A 17,166-nucleotide genomic window follows, 5' to 3' on the forward strand; every position below is an offset into this window, starting at 1 on the left:
GGTGGCGAGCCGTACCAGGAAGTCGACGGTGGTCAGGGTGTGCACGACGGCACCTCCTTCACGGGAGGAGGGGTACGGACGGTGGCACGCGGTCGATGCTCCCGGCAGGCCGGGCGACCTCGATGATGGCCATCGCCACGGTGGTCGGCGGGGAGGCGCGCAGGGCGCGGGGGCCGGCCGTGCGGTCGGCCCCGGACGACGTGACGGCGCGTCGGCGCATCGGGGGTCTCGGGCGCCTCCGGAGCCGTGAGCCGTCCCGAGCATAGACCGCCTCCGAACGACCGGGGCAGGGGTTTCCCGCTCTTCCTCGACAGCTTTGTAGAAGTTTGACCGAACCCGATCACCGCCGCCCGGGAACCGGCCCGTCTTGCGTCACGTCCTCCGACATATATAGTTCACCGACATATGCAGTTGAGCAGCTCACGAGGGGGAAGTGTGTCCCACACCGATCCGAACCGGCCCGCACCCGTCCTGCGCCTGGCCAACGTCACCCGCGTGCACGGGCGGGGCGCCGCCGAGGTGCACGCCCTGCGCGGCATCGACCTGGCCGTCCACCCGGGCGAGTTCGTCGCCGTCATGGGCCCGTCCGGCTCCGGGAAGTCCACCCTGCTGACCCTGGCCGGCGGGCTGGACCAGCCCAGCGACGGCGAGGTGCTGGTGGAGGGGGTCGCCCTCGGCGGCCTCGGCCGCGGCCGGCTCGCCGACCTCCGGCGGCGCTCGATCGGGTACGTGTTCCAGGACTACAACCTGATCCCGGCCCTGACCGCCGCCGAGAACATCTCGCTGCCGCGCGAACTCGACGGCGTCCCGGGCCGCCGGGCCCGCCGGGAGGCGCTGGCCGCACTGGAGGAGCTGGGCATCGGCGAGCTCGCCGACCGCTTCCCCGACGACATGTCCGGCGGCCAGCAGCAGCGCGTGGCCATCGCCCGCGCCCTGATCGGCGAGCGCCGGCTGGTGCTCGCCGACGAGCCGACCGGCGCCCTCGACTCGGCCACCGGCGAGGCGGTGCTCGCCGTGCTGCGCGCCCGCTGCGACGCCGGCGCCGCCGCGATGATGGTCACCCACGAGGCGGCCCACGCCAGTTGGGCGGACCGGGTGGTCCACCTGCGGGACGGCGCGGTCGCCTCGGAGGCCCCCGGCCGCCGCTCCTCCGCCCGCCTCGCCGCGGTGCACCCGTCCGGTGCGGTCGGCGAGGTGGCGCAGTGAGGCTCGGAGCCTGGCGGGTCGCCCTGCGCATCGCCCGCCGCGACGCGCTGCGCGCCAAGGGCCGCAGCGCGCTGATCGCCGCCATGATCGCGCTGCCCGTGCTCGGCGTCACCGGCGCCGACGTGGTCCACCGCAGCGGGCAGCTGACCCCGGCCGAACGGGTCGAGCGGGTGGTGGGCGGCGCGGACGCCCTGGTCACCTCGCTCGCCCCGGGCACACCGGTCGAGCAGGCCCCGATCGCCGAGGACGGCGCCTTCACCGTCCCGGCCCGCCCCGGCGACAAGCCGACGGCCGAGCAGGAGAAGGGCGCGAGCACCGACCCGGCCGCCCTGGTCGCCGCGCTGCTGCCGCCCGGCAGCGCGCTCACCCCGGCCCGGCCCGGGCCGGAGGCCGGCGCGGACTCGCCCGAGGGCCTGGTCCGCACCCTCACCACCGAGGCCGACCTCGGCGACCCGATCTGGCGCGGCCGGCTCGACCTGGTCGAGGGCCGCGCCCCGAGCGCCCCGCACGAAGTCGCCGTCACCCGGGCCTTCCTGGACCGCTCCGGGCTCAAGACCGGCGCCACCACCACCCTCCAGGGCCTGGAGCGCACCACCTACACCATCACCGGTGTGGTGGAGCACCCGAGCGAGCTGGGACGGGTCGAACTCGTCGCCCGGCCCGGCGAGTTGATCGAGCCGCTGAACACCGCGCTGGCGGCCGGCGGGCCGGTCGCGGAGAAGCCCTCGGCCACCCGGTCCGGCTGGCTGGTCCGGCTGCCGTCCGGGGCCTCCCTCGACTGGGCCGCCGTCCAGCGGTTCAACGCCCACGGCTACACCCTGACCGCGCGCTCGGTGGCGATCGCCCCGCCGCCCGAGCAGGCCGTCCCCTACTACCGCGACGCGTACCGCTACCACGACCCGACGGCCGCCAACAACACCAAGATGGTCGTCGCCGTCGTCAGCGGCATGGCGCTGCTGGAGATCGCGCTGCTCGCCGGGCCCGCCTTCGCGGTCGGCGCCCGCCGCTCCCGCCGCCAGCTCGCCCTGCTCGGCGCGGCCGGCGGGAGCCGGGCCCACGTCGGCGCGGTGGTGCTCGGCGGCGGCGTCGTCCTCGGCGCGACCGGGGCGGTGGTCGGCGTGGTGCTCGGCACCGCGGTGGTCGCCCTGCTGCGGCCGCGGATCGAGCAGTTCGGCGGCGTACGCTTCGGCCACTTCGCCGTGCCGCCGCTGGACCTCCTCGCGATCGCCGGGATCGGCCTGTTCACCGCGCTGCTCGCCGCCGCGCTGCCCGCGCTGCAGGCCGCCCGGCGCAGCGTCACCGCCGGGCTGACCGGCCGGGACACCGTCCGCGCCCCCAGCCGGCTGGTCACCTTCGCCGGCCTGGGACTGCTCGTCCTCGGCGCCGTGCTCGCGATGTACGGCGCGGGCGCCGTGAAGCGCGACCAGCCGGGCGCGGGCGGCTACGACACCCGTACGCTCACCGTGCTGGGCGGCTCGGTGACCGCCGAGATCGGCCTGCTGCTGTGCACCCCGATGCTGGTCGCCCTGATCGGCCGGGCCGCCGGGCGGTTGCCGCTCGGCCCCCGGCTGGCGCTGCGCGACGCCGCCCGGCACCGCTCGCGCACCGCTCCGGCGGTGGCCGCGGTGATGGCCGCGGTGGCCGGCGCCGTCGCCATCGGCGTCTACTCCACCAGCACCGACGCCGAGGACCGGCGCGACTACCGGCCGCAGGCCCCGTACGGCGCCGTCCAGTTGATGACGTACGTCGACGGGCCCCGGCTCACCGAGGAGCGGGCCGAGCTGGAGAAGCAGCTGTCCGGGCTCGGCCCGCGCGGCGACCTCGGCCAGGTGGAGTACCGCTTCTGCGACAACTGCTCCAGCGTCGTCCAGCTCCAGGGCCCGCCGGAGCGCCGCGGCCTGGGCTCGCCGCCGCACATCGCCGCCGGTGACGTCACCGTGCTGCACAACCTGTTCGCCGTCCACGACCCGGCCGCCGAACAGGCGCTGGCCGCCGGGAAGTTGCTGGTCTTCGACCGGTCCCTGGTGGGCGCCGACGGCAAGGCCGTGATGGTCCTGCGCGGCGGGGGCGGCGCTCCGCTGCAGCCCGGCGAGGTGCCCAAGCCGGACGTCCAGGAGGTCCCGGTCGACGCGGTGCTGGTCGACAACCCGGCCGCCGCCGACTTCGCCCAGGGCCTGGCGCTGCCCTCCGCGCTGCCCGCGCTCGGGCTCACGTCCCGGCCGTCCGGCTCGGTCTGGCTGCCCGCCACGCCGCCCGACCGCAAGGCCCAGCAGCGCGCCGCGGCGGCCGCCGTCCGGCTGGACCGCTTCGCCACGCTGGAGGTGGAGCGCGGCTACCAGCCCACGGGCGACGCGCTCAGCCTGGCGCTCACCGGCTTCGCCGCGCTGGTCGTGCTCGGCGCGGCCGGGATCGCCACCGGCCTGGCGGCCGCCGACTCCCGGCAGGACCAGGCCACCCTGGCCGCGGTCGGCGCGCCGCCGCGGATCCGGCGGAGCATGGCGGGACTCCAGTGCACCCTGATCGCCCTGCTGGGCGCGCTGCTCGGGGCGGTCAACGGGTTCGTGCCGGCGGTGGGGCTGCTGAAGTCCCGGGCCAGCGGGTTCGGGGCCAAGCCGGCGCTGATCACCGCGCCCTGGGGCGAGCTGCTGCTGATCGTGCTGGTGCTGCCGGTGGTCGCGGGGCTGCTCGCGGCGCTGTTCACCCGCTCCCGCATCCCGCTCGGGCGGCGGCTGTCCTGACGGCCCCGTCGGCCTCGGACACGTCTTGCACACGTACCGACCACCGGCTGACACCGCTTGGGCACCACCCGGGCACCGACCGCTACGCGCTGGGCGTCCGTCCCCCTCACCCGGGGGCGGGCGCCCGGCGCTCGCCGTACCATGGGCCGCGATCCGGCGGGCCAAGGGCGTCGGCGTCCGGTTCGGCGAGGGAGCAGAGGGAGTAGAGGGCGGTGCTGCGGGGGTTCGGGGACCTGGAGGCCGAGATCATGGACCGGTTCTGGTCCTGGGACCGGCCCGCCACGGTGCGCGAGGTGGTCGACGACCTCCAGCGGGACCGGGCCGTCGCGTACACCACCGTCACCACGGTCGCGGACATCCTGCACACCAAGGGCTGGCTGCGCCGCGACAAGGTCGGCCGCGCCTGGGTGTACCGGCCGAGCTGCACCCGCGAGGAGTACACCGCCCGGCTGATGCACCGGGCGCTGGAGACCACCCCCGACCGGGCGGGCGCGCTGCTCCACTTCGTCGACCGGATCAGCGGAGCGGAGGCCTCGGCCCTGCTCGCCGCCCTCGAACACGCGAGGTCCCGGGAGGCCGGGTAGTCCTCGCGCTCGGATCCGTCCCCGAACACACCCCCGTGGGCCCGTCGGCGTGGGGGTGCCGACGGGCCCCGGGTGGGGGTGGGGGGTGGGGGTTCGTGGGATTTGCCGTGTCCTTGACCCGCGCGCCTGAACCCGCGCGGCCGGACCGGCGTTGTCACCGGTGCCTCGTCGTCACCGGTGCCGCAGGTACGCCTCCGCCGTCCGGCGCAGCCGGTCGTGCAGCCCGTCGTAGGCGCGGGCCCGGCCGAGCAGGGTCTTCGGCAGCTTGGCGACCATCGTGTAGTTGGTGTCGCAGACGTTCGCCGCCGGGGCCAAGCCGGCCTGGCTGACCAGCTGGTAGGCGTCCAGCTGGTCCAGGCCGAGCAGTTCGCCGGTCCAGCCGACCAGGTCGTGCTGGCTGATCCGGAACGCGTCCTCCAGCGGACGGGCGGAGCCGGTGCTGATCAGGAAGTCGTCGTTCTCCAGCCGGGGCCAGGCCGGTCCCCCGCCCTTGACCAGGTCGACGATCACGGTGGTGCGCATCGCCGCCTCCACCGCCGTGCCGCACACCTCGCCCTCGCCCTGGCGGGCGTGGCCGTCACCGATGGCGAGCAGGCCGCCCTCGACGTTGACCCGGAAGTAGGCGGTGGTGCCGGCCCGCATCTCGGGGGTGTCCAGGTTGCCGCCGTGCGCGCCCGGGGTGATCGAGGCCAGCACCTCGCCGGCCGCCGGGGCGACACCGACCGTGCCGTGCATCGGGTCGAGCGGCAGGTCCACCGTGAACTCGCTGTTGCGGGCCCGGAACCGGCAGACGCCCGCCTTGGCGTCCAGCTCGTAGACCCAGACCCGCTCCTCCAGCGGCGCGTGCAGCATCGCGGTGGTGTGGGTCGCGGTCAGCGCGCCGAAGTGCGGGAAGGTGCTGGAGACGCCGTACTCCCGGGCCGGGGTGATCTCCGCGAAGTGCACCGCGAGGACGTCCCCGGGCTCGGCGCCCGCCACCGCGATCGGGCCGGTGACCGGGTTGAGGTAGGGGAAGACGCACACCTGGCTGGGCAGGTCCCCGGTGCCGCGCACCTTGCCGCCGAAGCAGTCCTCGGTGGTCAACTCGACGACGGTGCCCGGCTGGACGGTGACCAGCGGGGCGCGGCCGCCGAAGGTGTAGGCGTAGTCCTCCGGGGTCGGGGACAGCCGGACGGTCTCGGGCAGGCTCACTGCTTCTCCTCGGCGGGGGTGCTGTTCGTGGCGGTGCTGTTCGCGGTGGTGGTGTTCGTGGTGGTGGCGTTCGCGGCAGTGGCATCGGTGGCCGCGGCCTCAGCATCGGCCTCGGTCTCGGCGACGGCCAGCCGGGGCCTGCGCCCGGTCGCCACCAGCCCGGCGAGCACGATCCCGCCGACGAGCAGCCAGACGAACCCGAGCCGCTGGGCGGCGATGTTGGCGTTGACCACCACGTACGCGAGGATCGCGAAGCCGAGCGCCGGGGCGATCAGGTGCCGCCAGTAGTCCTTGCTGCGCTTGCGGACCAGGTAGTGGACGACCACGGCGACGTGCAGGACCAGGAAGGTGGACAGCGCACCGAAGTTGACCAGGGTGCTCAGCAGGGTGATGCCGTCCTCGCGCGAGGCCGTGTAGAGGCCGAGCACCAGCGAGATCCCGGCGGTCAGCAGGGTCGCGTTGACCGGCACCCGGCGGGTGGGGTGGATCCGGGCCAGGAAGGCGGGCAGCTGGCGGTCGCGGGCCATCGCGTACAGCAGCCGGGAGGTGGCCGCCTGGGCGACCAGCGAGTTGGCGAAGCCCCAGGCCACGGCGGTGGAGGCGGCGGTCAGCGTGGCGAGCCAGCCGCCGGCGGCGGTGCGGGCCGCGTCGTAGAAGGCGGTGCCGTTCGGGTCGCCGTCCCGGATCAGCGCGTCGGGGTCGGCGACCAGCAGCGAGGCGACCCAGGTCTGCACGATGAACAGTGTGCCCGCGAGCAGCAGCGCGGCGACCATGGACCGGCCGATGGCCTTGGCGGAGTCCCGGTTCTCCTCCGAGAGGGTGGAGATGCCGTCGAAGCCCAGGAAGCTGAGCACCGCGATCGAGACCGCCCCGAAGGCCAGGCTCCACGAGAAGGTGTGCCCGTTGTACAGCGGTGTGAAGTCGAAGCCCCGGCCCTTGCCGTTGGCCAGGGCGATCACGCCGACCACCACGAACAGGGCCAGCACGACGAGTTCGCCGATCAGCATCGCCTTGTTGACCCGGTTGGTGGTCTCGATGCCCAGGTAGTTGACCACGGTGTTGAGCAGCACGAAGCCGATCAGCCAGAGCCAGACCGGGATCGACGGCACCAGCGAGTTCATCGCGACACCGGCGATCAGGTACAGCAGCCCGGGCACCAGCACGTAGTCGAGCAGGATCATCCAGCCGGACAGGAAGCCGACCGGGGCGGCGATGCCACGGCCCGCGTAGGTGTAGACCGAGCCGGCCATCGGGAAGGCCCGGGACATCTGGGCGTACGACAGGGCGGTGAACATCATCGCCACCATGCCGAGGACGTAGGCCAGGGCGACCATGCCGCCGGAGCCCTGGAAGACGCCGCCGAAGATGCCGAACGGTGCGATCGGCACCATGAACACCAGCCCGTAGACGAGCAGGTCGGTGAAGCCGAGCGAACGGCGCAGTTCCTGCTGGTAGCCGTAGCTCTCGATGCCCTGGGGTGCGGGTGTGTCGGCCATGGTGCTCTCTCTCCGTGACGACCCTGCGAGGGGTGTGGGGAGACTGTAGAGGGAACTATTTCCAGATGGAAGGGTTTCGTTCCGACATTCCACCTGACGAGAACGGAGTGCCCGGAGCCGGCTTGACCTACCGGGGCAGGACGGCGAAGCCGAGGCCCTCGGCGCGGGCGAGGTGGATCGGCGCCCGGCCCGCGGCCTCACCGTGCAGCAGCCGGCCCGCGGCCGCCAGCAGGCCGTCCGGGGCCAGGGCCCGACGGGCCGCCAGGTCGGCGAGCAGCCGCAGGCCCTCGTACAGGCCCACCGCGTAGGCGTCCAGGACCGGCGCCCACGGACCGCACAGGGCCCGGTGCCGCTCGGCGAGGCGCTGCCGGCGCTCCTCGGCCAGCGTCGCGAAGGAGGGCATCGCCGCGTACAGCGTCCCGGTGTCGTCGCCGCCGAGCGCGAGCAGGCCGTTCTCCTCCAGGGAGCCGGAGAGCCGCACCAGCCCGCGGTCCAGCCCGCTGCGCCGCAGCGCCCGGTTGAACTGCACCAGGTCGCGCCCGATCAGACTGAGCAGCAGGGCGTCCGCGCGGGCCGAACGCAGCGCGTCCAGCAGCGGGTCGAGCGCCTCCTCGACCGCCCCGAAGGGGACCCGCCGCTCCAGCACCACCCGGGCGCCGGCCCGCGCCGCGAGACCCTCGGCGGCCCGGTGGACGGAGCGCGGCCAGATGTAGTCGTTCCCGATCAGCGCCCAGCGGGCGATCCCGTGACGATCCGTCAACTCCTGGATCGCTGGGCCGAATTGGCGGGACGGGTCGATGCCGGTGCAGAGCACGCCGGGCAGCCGGGAGCCGCCCTCGTGCGGCGGGGTGAAGACGTACGCGAGACGGCCCGCGGCAACGGTCTCGACCGCCCGGTGCACATCGCTGGTGTGGCACCCGGCGAGCGCGTCCAGCGCCCCGGCGTCCAGCAGGCGCCGCACCTCCCCGGCGACCGGGCCCGGCGCGCCGCCGCCGTCCACCAGCACCAGCTCCAGCGGGCGGCCGAGGACCCCGCCGCCCGCGTTGACCTCGTGCGCGGCGAGCAGCGCGCCGTCCAGCGCGGACGGGCCGGTGAGCCCGAGCGGGCCGGACTGCGGCACGACGAGGCCCACCCGGAACGCCGCCCCGTCCCGAGCCGAGTGCAGCGCATCGAGCGGATCGATCACCCTCACCTCGATGCTCACGGTGCGAGTATCGTCGTACCGCCGATATCGGGGAAGGCCGGAACGGGAGGGTCCGATGACCGCAGCTGGTGCCGCACCGGGGGTCGACGGCCGTCCCGGCGATCCCGCCGCCCGGACCGCCGCCCCGGCCGCCGAGCAGACCGTCGCCGCCGCGGCGCGACCCCCGGCCGCCCCGGAGCCGCTGCTGGTCGAGCTGGTCACGCTGGCCCACCGCAGGCTCTCCGGCGGCCTCGCCGCCGCCCTCGCCGAGGAGGACTGCACCGTCGACCAGTGGCGGCTGCTGCGCGTCCTCGCGGACGACCGGGGACACGCGATGGGCGAGCTGGCCCAGGCCCTGCTGATCCCGCAGGCGAGCCTGAGCCGGCTGGTGGACTCGCTGGCCGACTCCGGCTGGGTCTACCGGCGCCAGGACGACCAGGACCGCCGCCGGATCACCGCCCACCTCTCCCGCCAGGGCCGCACCCGGCTGACCCGGCTGGACGCCCTCGCCGCCGCCCACGACGCCGCCGTGCGCCGGGCCTGCGGCCTCACCGACCCGGCGCACGTGCTGCGGCGGCTCGCCGCGCTCTGACCGGCCCGGCCCGGCCACCCCCGGGCACACGACAACGGCACCCACGGACGACGACGGCCCGCCCCCGCCGAAGCGGGAGCGGGCCGTCGCGGCACGCGATCGGACGCGGTCAGGCCGGGCGGACGGCGCCCTTGTAGGGCATCACGGAGATCGGCAGGACCTCGATGTTCTTGCCCGTGCGCGGGGCGTGGATCATCTTGCCGTCGCCGATGTACAGGCCGACGTGGTGCAGGTCGTCGTAGAAGAACACCAGGTCGCCGGGCTGGAGGTTGGCACGGTCGACGTGCGGGCCGTCCTTCCACTGCTCCTCGGACGTCCGGGAGATGGTGACGCCCGCCGCGCGGTAGGCCTGGCTGGTGAGGCCGGAGCAGTCGAAGGTCGCGGGGCCGGTCTTGCCCCAGCCGTAGGGCTTGCCGAGCTGGGCCTGGGCGAACGCGATGATGGCGCCGGCCCGGCCGCTGGCCGACGGCACCGGGGCGTTCATGTCCGGGCGGTCGCTGGAGCGGGAGGCGCGGTCCTTGGCCGCGGCGGCGGCGGCCTGCTGGGCCTCGGCCTTGGCCTTCTCCGCGTTCTGCTGGGCGTTGATCTTGGCGCGGTCCTCGGCGCTGAGCTTGTTCAGCATCCCCTGGGCCTGGGCCAGCTTGGTCTGGATGTCCTTCTTCTGCTCCGCCAGCTGCGTGCCCACCGAGTCGAGCGCGGCCAGGGTGGCGGTGGCCTCGGCGCGGTCCTGGTCGAGCTTGCGCTGCTCGTCCTGGGCCTGCTTGAGCAGACTCGCCTGGGAGTCGGAGACCTGGTTCTGCACCGAGGCGCGCTCCAGGTAGGCGGCCGGGTCGGAGTCGAGCATCAGCTGGACCGACGGGTCGATGCCGTTGGTGCGGTACTGGTCGGCGGCGACCGCGCCGAGCCGGGTCCGCAGCTCGTTCATCGCCTCCTGGCCCCGGACGACCTTCTCCTGGATCTGGTTGGCCTCGCCCTGGAGCTTCTGCTGCTTCGCCTGGAAGCCGTTGTACTTCTCGATCGCCTGCTCGGCGTCCTCGTTGAGCTGGTCGACCTGCTCCTTGACGGTGGCGAGGTTCGGGGTCGGCTCGGCGTGGGCGGTACCGGAGGCGAGGACCGCGCCGCCGGCCGCCATGGCCGTGGTGAGGACCGCCATGCGGGCCCGGCTCGGGGGGCTGGGCTTGCGGCGCTTTCCCATGGCGGTCGCTCTCCTTCGGGGGAATCTCGGGACGGTCCGGGCGGAGCGGGGGGACGGCTCGGCCGGTGCCTGGGGACGACGAAGGCGGGCAGGACGAGCAACGGGGGGGTGCTGCCCCGCCCACCTTCTTCGAAGTAACTTAATAGATGAGGGGCCGGGTTCCGCAATCCCCCTGATCATGACGTTTTGACAGCATGACAGGACATCGATCGCGTTCCGTGCCATCGGCGTTGACCTCGGACACCTCCGGACACCGCGGACACCTCCCACCACCCGACGACCGCCGGTCGGATCACCGACGACGGCCCGGACGCCCCCCGGACGACGCGCTCGGATGACCGCGCCGCCCGCCTCCGCGGACACCCCGGACGACCCCACCCGGCGCCTCCGACCCCCTGACCTCCGACCCCCTGCCGACACCCCTATCGGCCGCGGGTGCCAGCCGTCCCCGCACGCCATGGCACCCCCCGCCCCGGACAGTGCTCGCGAGCGGCCGAACCGAGGGAAAGGTCACATGAGATTCCTCTCCTGCAGTCCCGCGCACGGGCGCTAACCTGCGCACATGAAGGTCCCGCCCGAAGGGCTCCCCCTCGCTGCCGAGTTCCCGGCCGCGCACCGAGAGCAGTGGCAGCAGCTCGTCCAGGGCGTGCTGCGCAAGTCCGGTGCCCAGCCCGAGGACGGTCCCGCCGCCGAGCAGGCGCTCACCACCCGGCTCCAGGACGGGCTGAGCGCACGCCCCCTGTACACCGCCGAGGACACCGACGCCGACCCGGGCTACCCGGGCTTCCCGCCGTTCGTGCGCGGCGGCCGGCCGCAGGGCTCCGCCGTGGCCGGCTGGGACGTCCGCCAGCGGCACGCCGACCCGGACCGCCGGCGCGCCAACGAGGCTGTCCTGGCCGACCTGGAGCACGGCGTGAGCTCGCTCTGGCTGGAGCTGGGCGGCGCGGGCCTCCCGGTGGACGCCCTGCCCGAGGCGCTCACCGGCGTGTACCTGGACCTGGCCGCCGTGGCGCTCGACGCCGGCGCCGAATTCACCGACGCCGCCGAGCAGTTGTTCAACCTGTACGAGGAGCGCGAGGTCTCCCCCGGCGCCGCCGCCGGCAACCTCGGCGCCGACCCGCTCGGCCTCCAGGCCCGCACCGGTCGGACCGACCGCACCGGGGCGCTGCTCGCCGAGGCCACCGCGCTGGCCGCCCGCTGCGCCAACGGGTACCCGGGCCTGCGGGCGCTCACGGTGGACGCCCTGCCGTACCACGAGGCAGGCGCCTCCCCCGCCCAGGAGCTGGGCTGCTCGCTGGCCACCGGCGTCGCCTACCTGCGCGCGCTGACCGCCGCCGGCCTCCCGGTCGACGACGCGCTCGGCCAGCTGGAGTTCCGCTACGCCGCCGACGGCGACCAGTTCCTCACCATCGCCAAGTTCCGTGCCGCGCGCCGCCTCTGGGCCCGGGTCGCCGAGGTCTCGGGGGCCGGTGCGGCCGCCTCGGCGCAGCGCCAGCACGCCGTCACCTCCCGGGTGATGATGACCGCCCGCGACCCGTGGGTGAACATGCTGCGCACCACGATCGCCTGCCTGGCCGCCGGGGTCGGCGGCGCGGACGCCGTCACCGTGCTGCCCTTCGACAGCGCACTCGGCCTGCCGGACGCCTTCGCCCGCCGGATCGCCCGCAACACCCAGGCGATCCTGCTGGAGGAGTCCCACCTGGCCCGGGTGATCGACCCGGCCGGCGGCTCCTGGTACGTCGAGCAGCTGAGCGAGGAGCTGGCCCGGGCCGCCTGGGCCTGGTTCCAGGAGATCGAGCGGGCCGGCGGACAGCAGGCCGCCCTGGAGTCCGGCCTCGTCGGCGAGCGGATCGCCGCGACCTGGGCCGAGCGCTCGGTACGGCTCGCCAAGCGGCGCGAACCCGTCACCGGCGTCAGCGAGTTCCCGCACCTGGACGAGCAGCCGCTGGTCCGCGAACCGGCCCCGGCCGCACCCGGCGGCGGGCTGCCGCGGGTGCGCCGCGCCGAGGCCTACGAGGCCCTGCGGGACCGCTCGGACGCCCACGCCGCCACGCACGGCGCCCGCCCGAAGCTCTTCCTCGCCTCGATCGGCACCGCCTCCGCGCACACCGCGCGCACCACCTTCGCCGCCAACCTGTTCCAGGCGGGCGGCATCGCGACGGTCTCGGCCGAGTCCGTCGACCCGGCGGCCTTCGCCGAGGCCTTCCGGGCCTCCGGCGCGACCGTCGCCTGCCTCTGCTCCAGCGACGCGCTGTACGCCGAGCACGCCGCCCCGGTCGCCGGCGCCCTGAAGGCGGCCGGCGCCGAACGGGTGCTGCTCGCCGGGCGACCCGCCGAAGTACCCGACGGCGTGGACGAGTTCATCTTCGCGGGGGGCGACGCGGTCGCCGTCCTGACCTCCCTGCTGGACCAGATCGGAGCCGCTCGATGATCCCCGACTTCACCGGAATCGGGCTGGACGGCGCCGCCGGCAGCCTCACGGGCGGCCCTGGCGTCACCGACGAGCAGTGGCGGGCCGCCTGGCGCCAGTCCACCGGCAAGGACGTCGACGAGCTGCTCTGGGACACCCCCGAGGGCATCGGCGTCAAGCCGCTTTACACCGGGGCCGACCTCGCCGGGCTGGACTTCCTGGAGACCTACCCGGGCATCGCCCCGTACCTGCGCGGGCCGTACCCGACCATGTACGTCAACCAGCCCTGGACCGTCCGCCAGTACGCGGGCTTCTCCACCGCCGAGGAGTCCAACGCCTTCTACCGCCGCAACCTCGCGGCCGGCCAGAAGGGCCTGTCCGTCGCCTTCGACCTGCCGACCCACCGCGGCTACGACAGCGACCACCCGCGGGTCACCGGCGACGTCGGCATGGCGGGCGTGGCGATCGACTCGATCTACGACATGCGCCAACTCTTCGACGGCATCCCGCTGGACAAGATGTCCGTGTCGATGACCATGAACGGCGCCGTACTGCCCGTCCTCGCGCTGTACATCGTCGCGGCCGAGGAGCAGGGCGTACCGCCGGAGAAGCTCGCCGGGACCATCCAGAACGACATCCTCAAGGAGTTCATGGTCCGCAACACCTACATCTACCCGCCGCAGCCGTCGATGCGGATCATCTCGGACATCTTCGCGTACACCTCGCAGAAGATGCCCCGGTACAACTCGATCTCCATCTCCGGCTACCACATCCAGGAGGCCGGTGCGACGGCCGACCTGGAGCTGGCCTACACCCTGGCCGACGGGGTGGAGTACCTGCGCGCGGGCCTGGACGTGGGCCTGGACGTGGACGCCTTCGCACCGCGGCTGTCGTTCTTCTGGGCGATCGGCATGAACTTCTTCATGGAGGTCGCCAAGCTGCGCGCGGCCCGGCTGCTGTGGGCCAAGCTGGTCAAGCAGTTCGACCCCAAGAACCCCAAGTCCCTGTCGCTGCGCACCCATTCGCAGACCTCGGGCTGGTCGCTCACCGCCCAGGACGTGTTCAACAACGTCACCCGCACCTGCGTGGAGGCGATGGCCGCGACCCAGGGCCACACCCAGTCGCTGCACACCAACGCCCTGGACGAGGCCCTCGCCCTGCCCACCGACTTCTCCGCCCGGATCGCCCGCAACACCCAGCTGCTGCTCCAGCAGGAGTCGGGCACCTGCCGGGTGATCGACCCGTGGGGCGGCTCCGCCTACGTCGAGAAGTTGACCCACGACCTCGCGTCGAGGGCCTGGGAGCACATCCAGGAGGTCGAGGCGGCCGGCGGCATGGCCAAGGCCATCGACGCGGGCATCCCCAAGCTGCGCGTCGAGGAGGCCGCCGCCCGCACCCAGGCGCGGATCGACTCCGGCCGCCAGCCGGTGATCGGCGTCAACAAGTACCGGGTGGAGAACGACGAGCAGATCGACGTGCTCAAGGTCGACAACTCCTCGGTGCGGGCACGGCAGGTCGAGAAGCTGCGCCGACTGCGCGCCGAACGCGACGAGGCCGCGTGCCAGGACGCGCTGCGCGCGCTGACGGCCGCCGCCGAGGCCGGCCCGCAGCGCGGCGGCTCACTGGACGGCAACCTGCTGCACCTGGCCGTCAACGCGGCCCGGGCCAAGGCCACCGTCGGCGAGATCTCCGACGCCCTGGAGAAGGTCTACGGCCGCCACTCCGGCCAGATCCGTACCATCTCCGGTGTGTACCGAGACGAAGCGGGCCCGTCGGCCTCCCTCCAGCGCACCCGCGACCTGGTCGAGCGGTTCGAGCAGGCCGAGGGCCGCCGTCCGCGCATCCTGGTCGCCAAGATGGGCCAGGACGGCCACGACCGAGGCCAGAAGGTGATCGCCACCGCCTTCGCCGACCTCGGCTTCACGGTGGACGTCGGCCCGCTCTTCCAGACCCCGGCCGAGGTCGCCCGCCAGGCCGTCGAGGCCGACGTGCACATCGTCGGCGTGTCCTCGCTCGCCGCCGGACACCTCACGCTGGTGCCCGCGCTGCGCGCCGAACTCGCCGCGGCGGGACGGGAGGACATCACCATCGTGGTCGGCGGAGTCATCCCGCCGCAGGACTTCGACGCCCTGTACGAGGCCGGCGCCGCGGCGGTCTTCCCCCCGGGGACGGTCATCCCGGACGCGGCGTACGACCTGCTCAAGTCCCTGGCGGCCGACCTCGGCCACGAGCTGTGATTGCCTGAACGCATGCCTCCGCGGACGATCGACCTCGACAGCTATGTGACGGGCGTACTCGACGGCTCGCGCGCCTGGATCGCGCGCGCCGTCACCCTCGTCGAGTCCTCCCGACCCGACCACCGCGCACTCGCGCAGCAGCTGCTCCAACGGCTGCTGCCGCACGCGGGCGGCGCGGTCCGGGTGGGCATCACGGGCGTGCCCGGCGTCGGCAAGTCGACCTTCATCGACGCCTTCGGGACGATGCTGACCGGCCAGGGCCACCGGGTCGCGGTGCTCGCCGTCGACCCGACCTCCAGCCGGACGGGCGGCTCCATCCTGGGCGACAAGACCCGGATGGAGCGGCTCGCCGTCGACCCTGCCGCCTTCGTCCGGCCGTCCCCGACCTCGGGGACGCTCGGCGGAGTCGCCAAGGCCACCCGTGAGTCCATGGTGGTCATGGAGGCGGCGGGGTACGACGTCGTCCTCATCGAAACGGTCGGCGTCGGCCAGTCCGAGACGACGGTGGCCGGGATGGTCGACACCTTCCTGCTGCTCAGCCTGGCGCGGACCGGCGACCAGCTCCAGGGCATCAAGAAGGGCGTCCTGGAGCTGGCGGACGTCATCGCCGTCAACAAGGCCGACGGCCCGCACGAACGCGACGCCAAGGCGGCAGCCCGCGAACTCGCGGGCGCGCTAAGGCTGTTGCAGGCCCCGGACGCCGCCTGGACGCCGCCGGTGCTCACCTGCAGCGGCCTCGACGGCGCGGGCCTGGACGTCCTGTGGGAGCGGCTGCAGCAGCACCGCAAGGTGCTGGACGCCACGGGCGCGCTGGCGGCGAAGCGCCGCGACCAGCAGGTCGAGTGGACCTGGTCCATGGTCCACGACCAGCTCTACGCCCGCCTCCACGAGAACCCCGAAGTACGGCGCCTGACCCCCGAGTTGGAAACCCAGGTCCGCGCCGGCACCCTCCCGGCAGGGCTGGCGGCCCAGCAGATCCTGGACGCCTTCTTCGCCTGACCCGGGTCTCGCAGACCGAGCGCCGTGCCCCACCCCCGCGTGGGGCACGGCGCTTCTCGGGTTCTCCTGGGAATCCCATCCGGTCGCAGCTCGACAACTCCACGCCATGCCAGGCCCGTTCTGGCCCTCTTCCGTCGCCCGAACGGCTGACAATGAGTCAACTCGGGTACACCGACGTGGAGAACCGGAGATGCTGACGCAGCCGTTGAACCGGTCGCACAGAGGACGGGACCGCGATGACCCCTCGACCGCGCACACCGAACCCCGAGCTCGCCGCACGGTCGATCGGCAGGTCCGACATGGACCCCTCACGCCGTGGCGTACTGACCGCCGGTCTCTACTCACTGACCCTGACACTGCCGGAGTTCGACGAGAGCCCCGAGCGGATCACCCGTGCCGCCGCGGGCCGAACCGTGCGTGTCGGCGACGGCGAGGTCCAGACCGTACGGACGGTGACCGACCGGATCGCCGGCATCCTCGACGAGCTCGGTGCCGCCCATGCCCGCCCGATGGCTGCGGCGTTCCTGGTCAACTCGGTCGGGCCCTGGCTCCAGGCGTCCGGCACGACCCAGGTGAAGGCCGACCTGCTGGCGGCCGCCGCCGATCTCACCTACCTCACCGGCTGGATGGCGATGTACGAGACCGCCCACGGCCTCGGCCAGAAGTACTACGTCCAGGCCCTCAGGCTCGCGCGGGAGGCCCAGGACCACGTGACGTACTGCCGCACCCTGCGTGGCATGGCACTCCAGGCGTCCAACCTCGGCTACGGTCCAAAAGCCCTCGAACTCGCCGACTCGGCCGCCGAGTCCGCTCCGGCCTCCGGCCCCCGCCTGCGGGCCTTCCTCGCCGGCCAACAGGCGCACGGCGCCGCCATGGTGAAGGACCGGCGCCAGGCCTTCGCACGCCTCGCCGAGACCGAGACGGCGCTGGCCCAGGCCGACGGCCGCAACGACTCCATCGGCGGCTACGACCAGACCGCGTACCACTTCCACGTCTCGCACGTGCTGTACGAACTCGGCGACCTCCCGGGGGCGGTCAAGGAGCTCCAGCTCTCCAATCGGGCCCGCCCCGCCAACGAGAAGCAGGGCCGCGTGCACGGCAACGGCCTGCTCGCCCGGCGGCAGATGGAACTCGGCCACGTCGAAGCCGCCTGCGCCACCTGGGACACCTTCCTGGACGACTACGTCACGCTCAGCTCCGTCCGCGGCGACGAGCACTTCCGCGCACTGAACACCGCCCTCCCGGCCCACGCCGCCAACGGCACGGTACGCCGACTCCGGGAGCGCACCCGCGAGGTCGCGCGGCAGAAGGCCGCGTGAGCCATGAGCCTCCGCA

General features: G+C 73.9%; 12 protein-coding genes. 8 read left to right on the forward strand and 4 right to left on the reverse strand.

Going from position 1 to position 17,166, the window contains the following annotated elements:
- Positions 1 to 405 precede the first annotated feature (405 nt).
- The 3 genes from ACWDCZ_RS22365 (at position 406) to ACWDCZ_RS22375 (ending at position 4,528) form a co-directional block, all read left to right on the forward strand.
- Positions 406 to 1,206 (forward strand): ABC transporter ATP-binding protein, encoded by an 801-nt coding sequence (locus tag ACWDCZ_RS22365; protein WP_117486990.1) that lies wholly within the window; start codon positions 406 to 408, stop codon positions 1,204 to 1,206.
- Positions 1,203 to 3,944, forward strand: a complete 2,742-nt coding sequence (locus ACWDCZ_RS22370; RefSeq protein ID WP_375874861.1) for an FtsX-like permease family protein — start codon at positions 1,203 to 1,205, stop codon at positions 3,942 to 3,944. The genes ACWDCZ_RS22365 and ACWDCZ_RS22370 overlap by 4 nt, the downstream gene beginning before the upstream one ends.
- A 215-nt stretch (positions 3,945 to 4,159) precedes the next feature.
- A complete protein-coding gene (locus tag ACWDCZ_RS22375; protein WP_049650008.1) occupies positions 4,160 to 4,528 on the forward strand; it encodes a BlaI/MecI/CopY family transcriptional regulator in 369 nt (122 codons plus the stop codon).
- Between the two features lie 171 nt (positions 4,529 to 4,699).
- On the opposite strand, the gene ACWDCZ_RS22380 is transcribed toward ACWDCZ_RS22375, so the two are convergent.
- From ACWDCZ_RS22380 to ACWDCZ_RS22390, 3 genes are all read right to left on the reverse strand, one after another.
- Positions 4,700 to 5,719 carry an acetamidase/formamidase family protein gene (locus ACWDCZ_RS22380; RefSeq protein ID WP_387823444.1) on the reverse strand — a complete coding sequence of 340 codons (1,020 nt, stop codon included), beginning with the start codon at positions 5,717 to 5,719 and terminating at the stop codon, positions 4,700 to 4,702.
- Entirely contained in the window at positions 5,716 to 7,215 is a 1,500-nt protein-coding gene (locus ACWDCZ_RS22385; RefSeq protein WP_449816779.1) for an APC family permease, read from the reverse strand. Before ACWDCZ_RS22385 ends, ACWDCZ_RS22380 begins: the two co-directional genes overlap by 4 nt.
- Positions 7,216 to 7,342: 127 nt before the next feature.
- Positions 7,343 to 8,419: an ABC transporter substrate-binding protein gene (locus tag ACWDCZ_RS22390; protein ID WP_449816780.1), complete on the reverse strand. Its 1,077-nt coding sequence runs from the start codon at positions 8,417 to 8,419 to the stop codon at positions 7,343 to 7,345.
- 55 nt (positions 8,420 to 8,474) lie between these two features.
- Here ACWDCZ_RS22390 and ACWDCZ_RS22395 point away from each other — a divergent pair, with 55 nt between their 5' ends.
- A complete protein-coding gene (locus tag ACWDCZ_RS22395; protein ID WP_117486994.1) occupies positions 8,475 to 8,990 on the forward strand; it encodes a MarR family winged helix-turn-helix transcriptional regulator in 516 nt (171 codons plus the stop codon).
- Positions 8,991 to 9,099: 109 nt separating this feature from the next.
- Here ACWDCZ_RS22395 and ACWDCZ_RS22400 read toward each other — a convergent pair whose 3' ends face one another.
- Positions 9,100 to 10,185: an NlpC/P60 family protein gene (locus tag ACWDCZ_RS22400; protein WP_449816781.1), complete on the reverse strand. Its 1,086-nt coding sequence runs from the start codon at positions 10,183 to 10,185 to the stop codon at positions 9,100 to 9,102.
- Between the two features lie 562 nt (positions 10,186 to 10,747).
- Between ACWDCZ_RS22400 and mutA the strand changes: the two genes are divergently transcribed.
- The 4 genes from mutA (at position 10,748) to ACWDCZ_RS22420 (ending at position 17,150) form a co-directional block, all read left to right on the forward strand.
- Positions 10,748 to 12,616 carry a methylmalonyl-CoA mutase small subunit gene (mutA, locus tag ACWDCZ_RS22405; RefSeq protein WP_449816782.1) on the forward strand — a complete coding sequence of 623 codons (1,869 nt, stop codon included), beginning with the start codon at positions 10,748 to 10,750 and terminating at the stop codon, positions 12,614 to 12,616.
- Positions 12,613 to 14,832 carry a methylmalonyl-CoA mutase gene (scpA, locus tag ACWDCZ_RS22410; protein ID WP_449816783.1) on the forward strand — a complete coding sequence of 740 codons (2,220 nt, stop codon included), beginning with the start codon at positions 12,613 to 12,615 and terminating at the stop codon, positions 14,830 to 14,832. Before mutA ends, scpA begins: the two co-directional genes overlap by 4 nt.
- Positions 14,833 to 14,844: 12 nt before the next feature.
- Complete coding sequence (meaB, locus tag ACWDCZ_RS22415) at positions 14,845 to 15,831, forward strand: methylmalonyl Co-A mutase-associated GTPase MeaB (protein ID WP_049649993.1); 987 nt, start codon at positions 14,845 to 14,847, stop codon at positions 15,829 to 15,831.
- Between the two features lie 236 nt (positions 15,832 to 16,067).
- Positions 16,068 to 17,150, forward strand: a complete 1,083-nt coding sequence (locus tag ACWDCZ_RS22420; protein WP_449816784.1) for a hypothetical protein — start codon at positions 16,068 to 16,070, stop codon at positions 17,148 to 17,150.
- Positions 17,151 to 17,166: the final 16 nt, after the last annotated feature.

The sequence above is a fragment of the Kitasatospora sp. NPDC001225 genome (assembly GCF_053597855.1).

What these genes read in the sequence shown, in the direction of transcription:
- ACWDCZ_RS22400 (WP_449816781.1), bottom strand. Translation starts at nt 10,185, where the DNA reads ATGGGAAAGCGCCGCAAGCCCAGCCCCCCGAGCCGGGCCCGCATGGCG.
- mutA (WP_449816782.1), top strand. Translation starts at nt 10,748, where the DNA reads ATGAAGGTCCCGCCCGAAGGGCTCCCCCTCGCTGCCGAGTTCCCGGCC.
- ACWDCZ_RS22365 (WP_117486990.1), top strand. Translation starts at nt 406, where the DNA reads ATGCAGTTGAGCAGCTCACGAGGGGGAAGTGTGTCCCACACCGATCCG.
- ACWDCZ_RS22385 (WP_449816779.1), bottom strand. Translation starts at nt 7,215, where the DNA reads ATGGCCGACACACCCGCACCCCAGGGCATCGAGAGCTACGGCTACCAG.
- scpA (WP_449816783.1), top strand. Translation starts at nt 12,613, where the DNA reads ATGATCCCCGACTTCACCGGAATCGGGCTGGACGGCGCCGCCGGCAGC.
- ACWDCZ_RS22395 (WP_117486994.1), top strand. Translation starts at nt 8,475, where the DNA reads ATGACCGCAGCTGGTGCCGCACCGGGGGTCGACGGCCGTCCCGGCGAT.
- ACWDCZ_RS22420 (WP_449816784.1), top strand. Translation starts at nt 16,068, where the DNA reads ATGACCCCTCGACCGCGCACACCGAACCCCGAGCTCGCCGCACGGTCG.
- meaB (WP_049649993.1), top strand. Translation starts at nt 14,845, where the DNA reads ATGCCTCCGCGGACGATCGACCTCGACAGCTATGTGACGGGCGTACTC.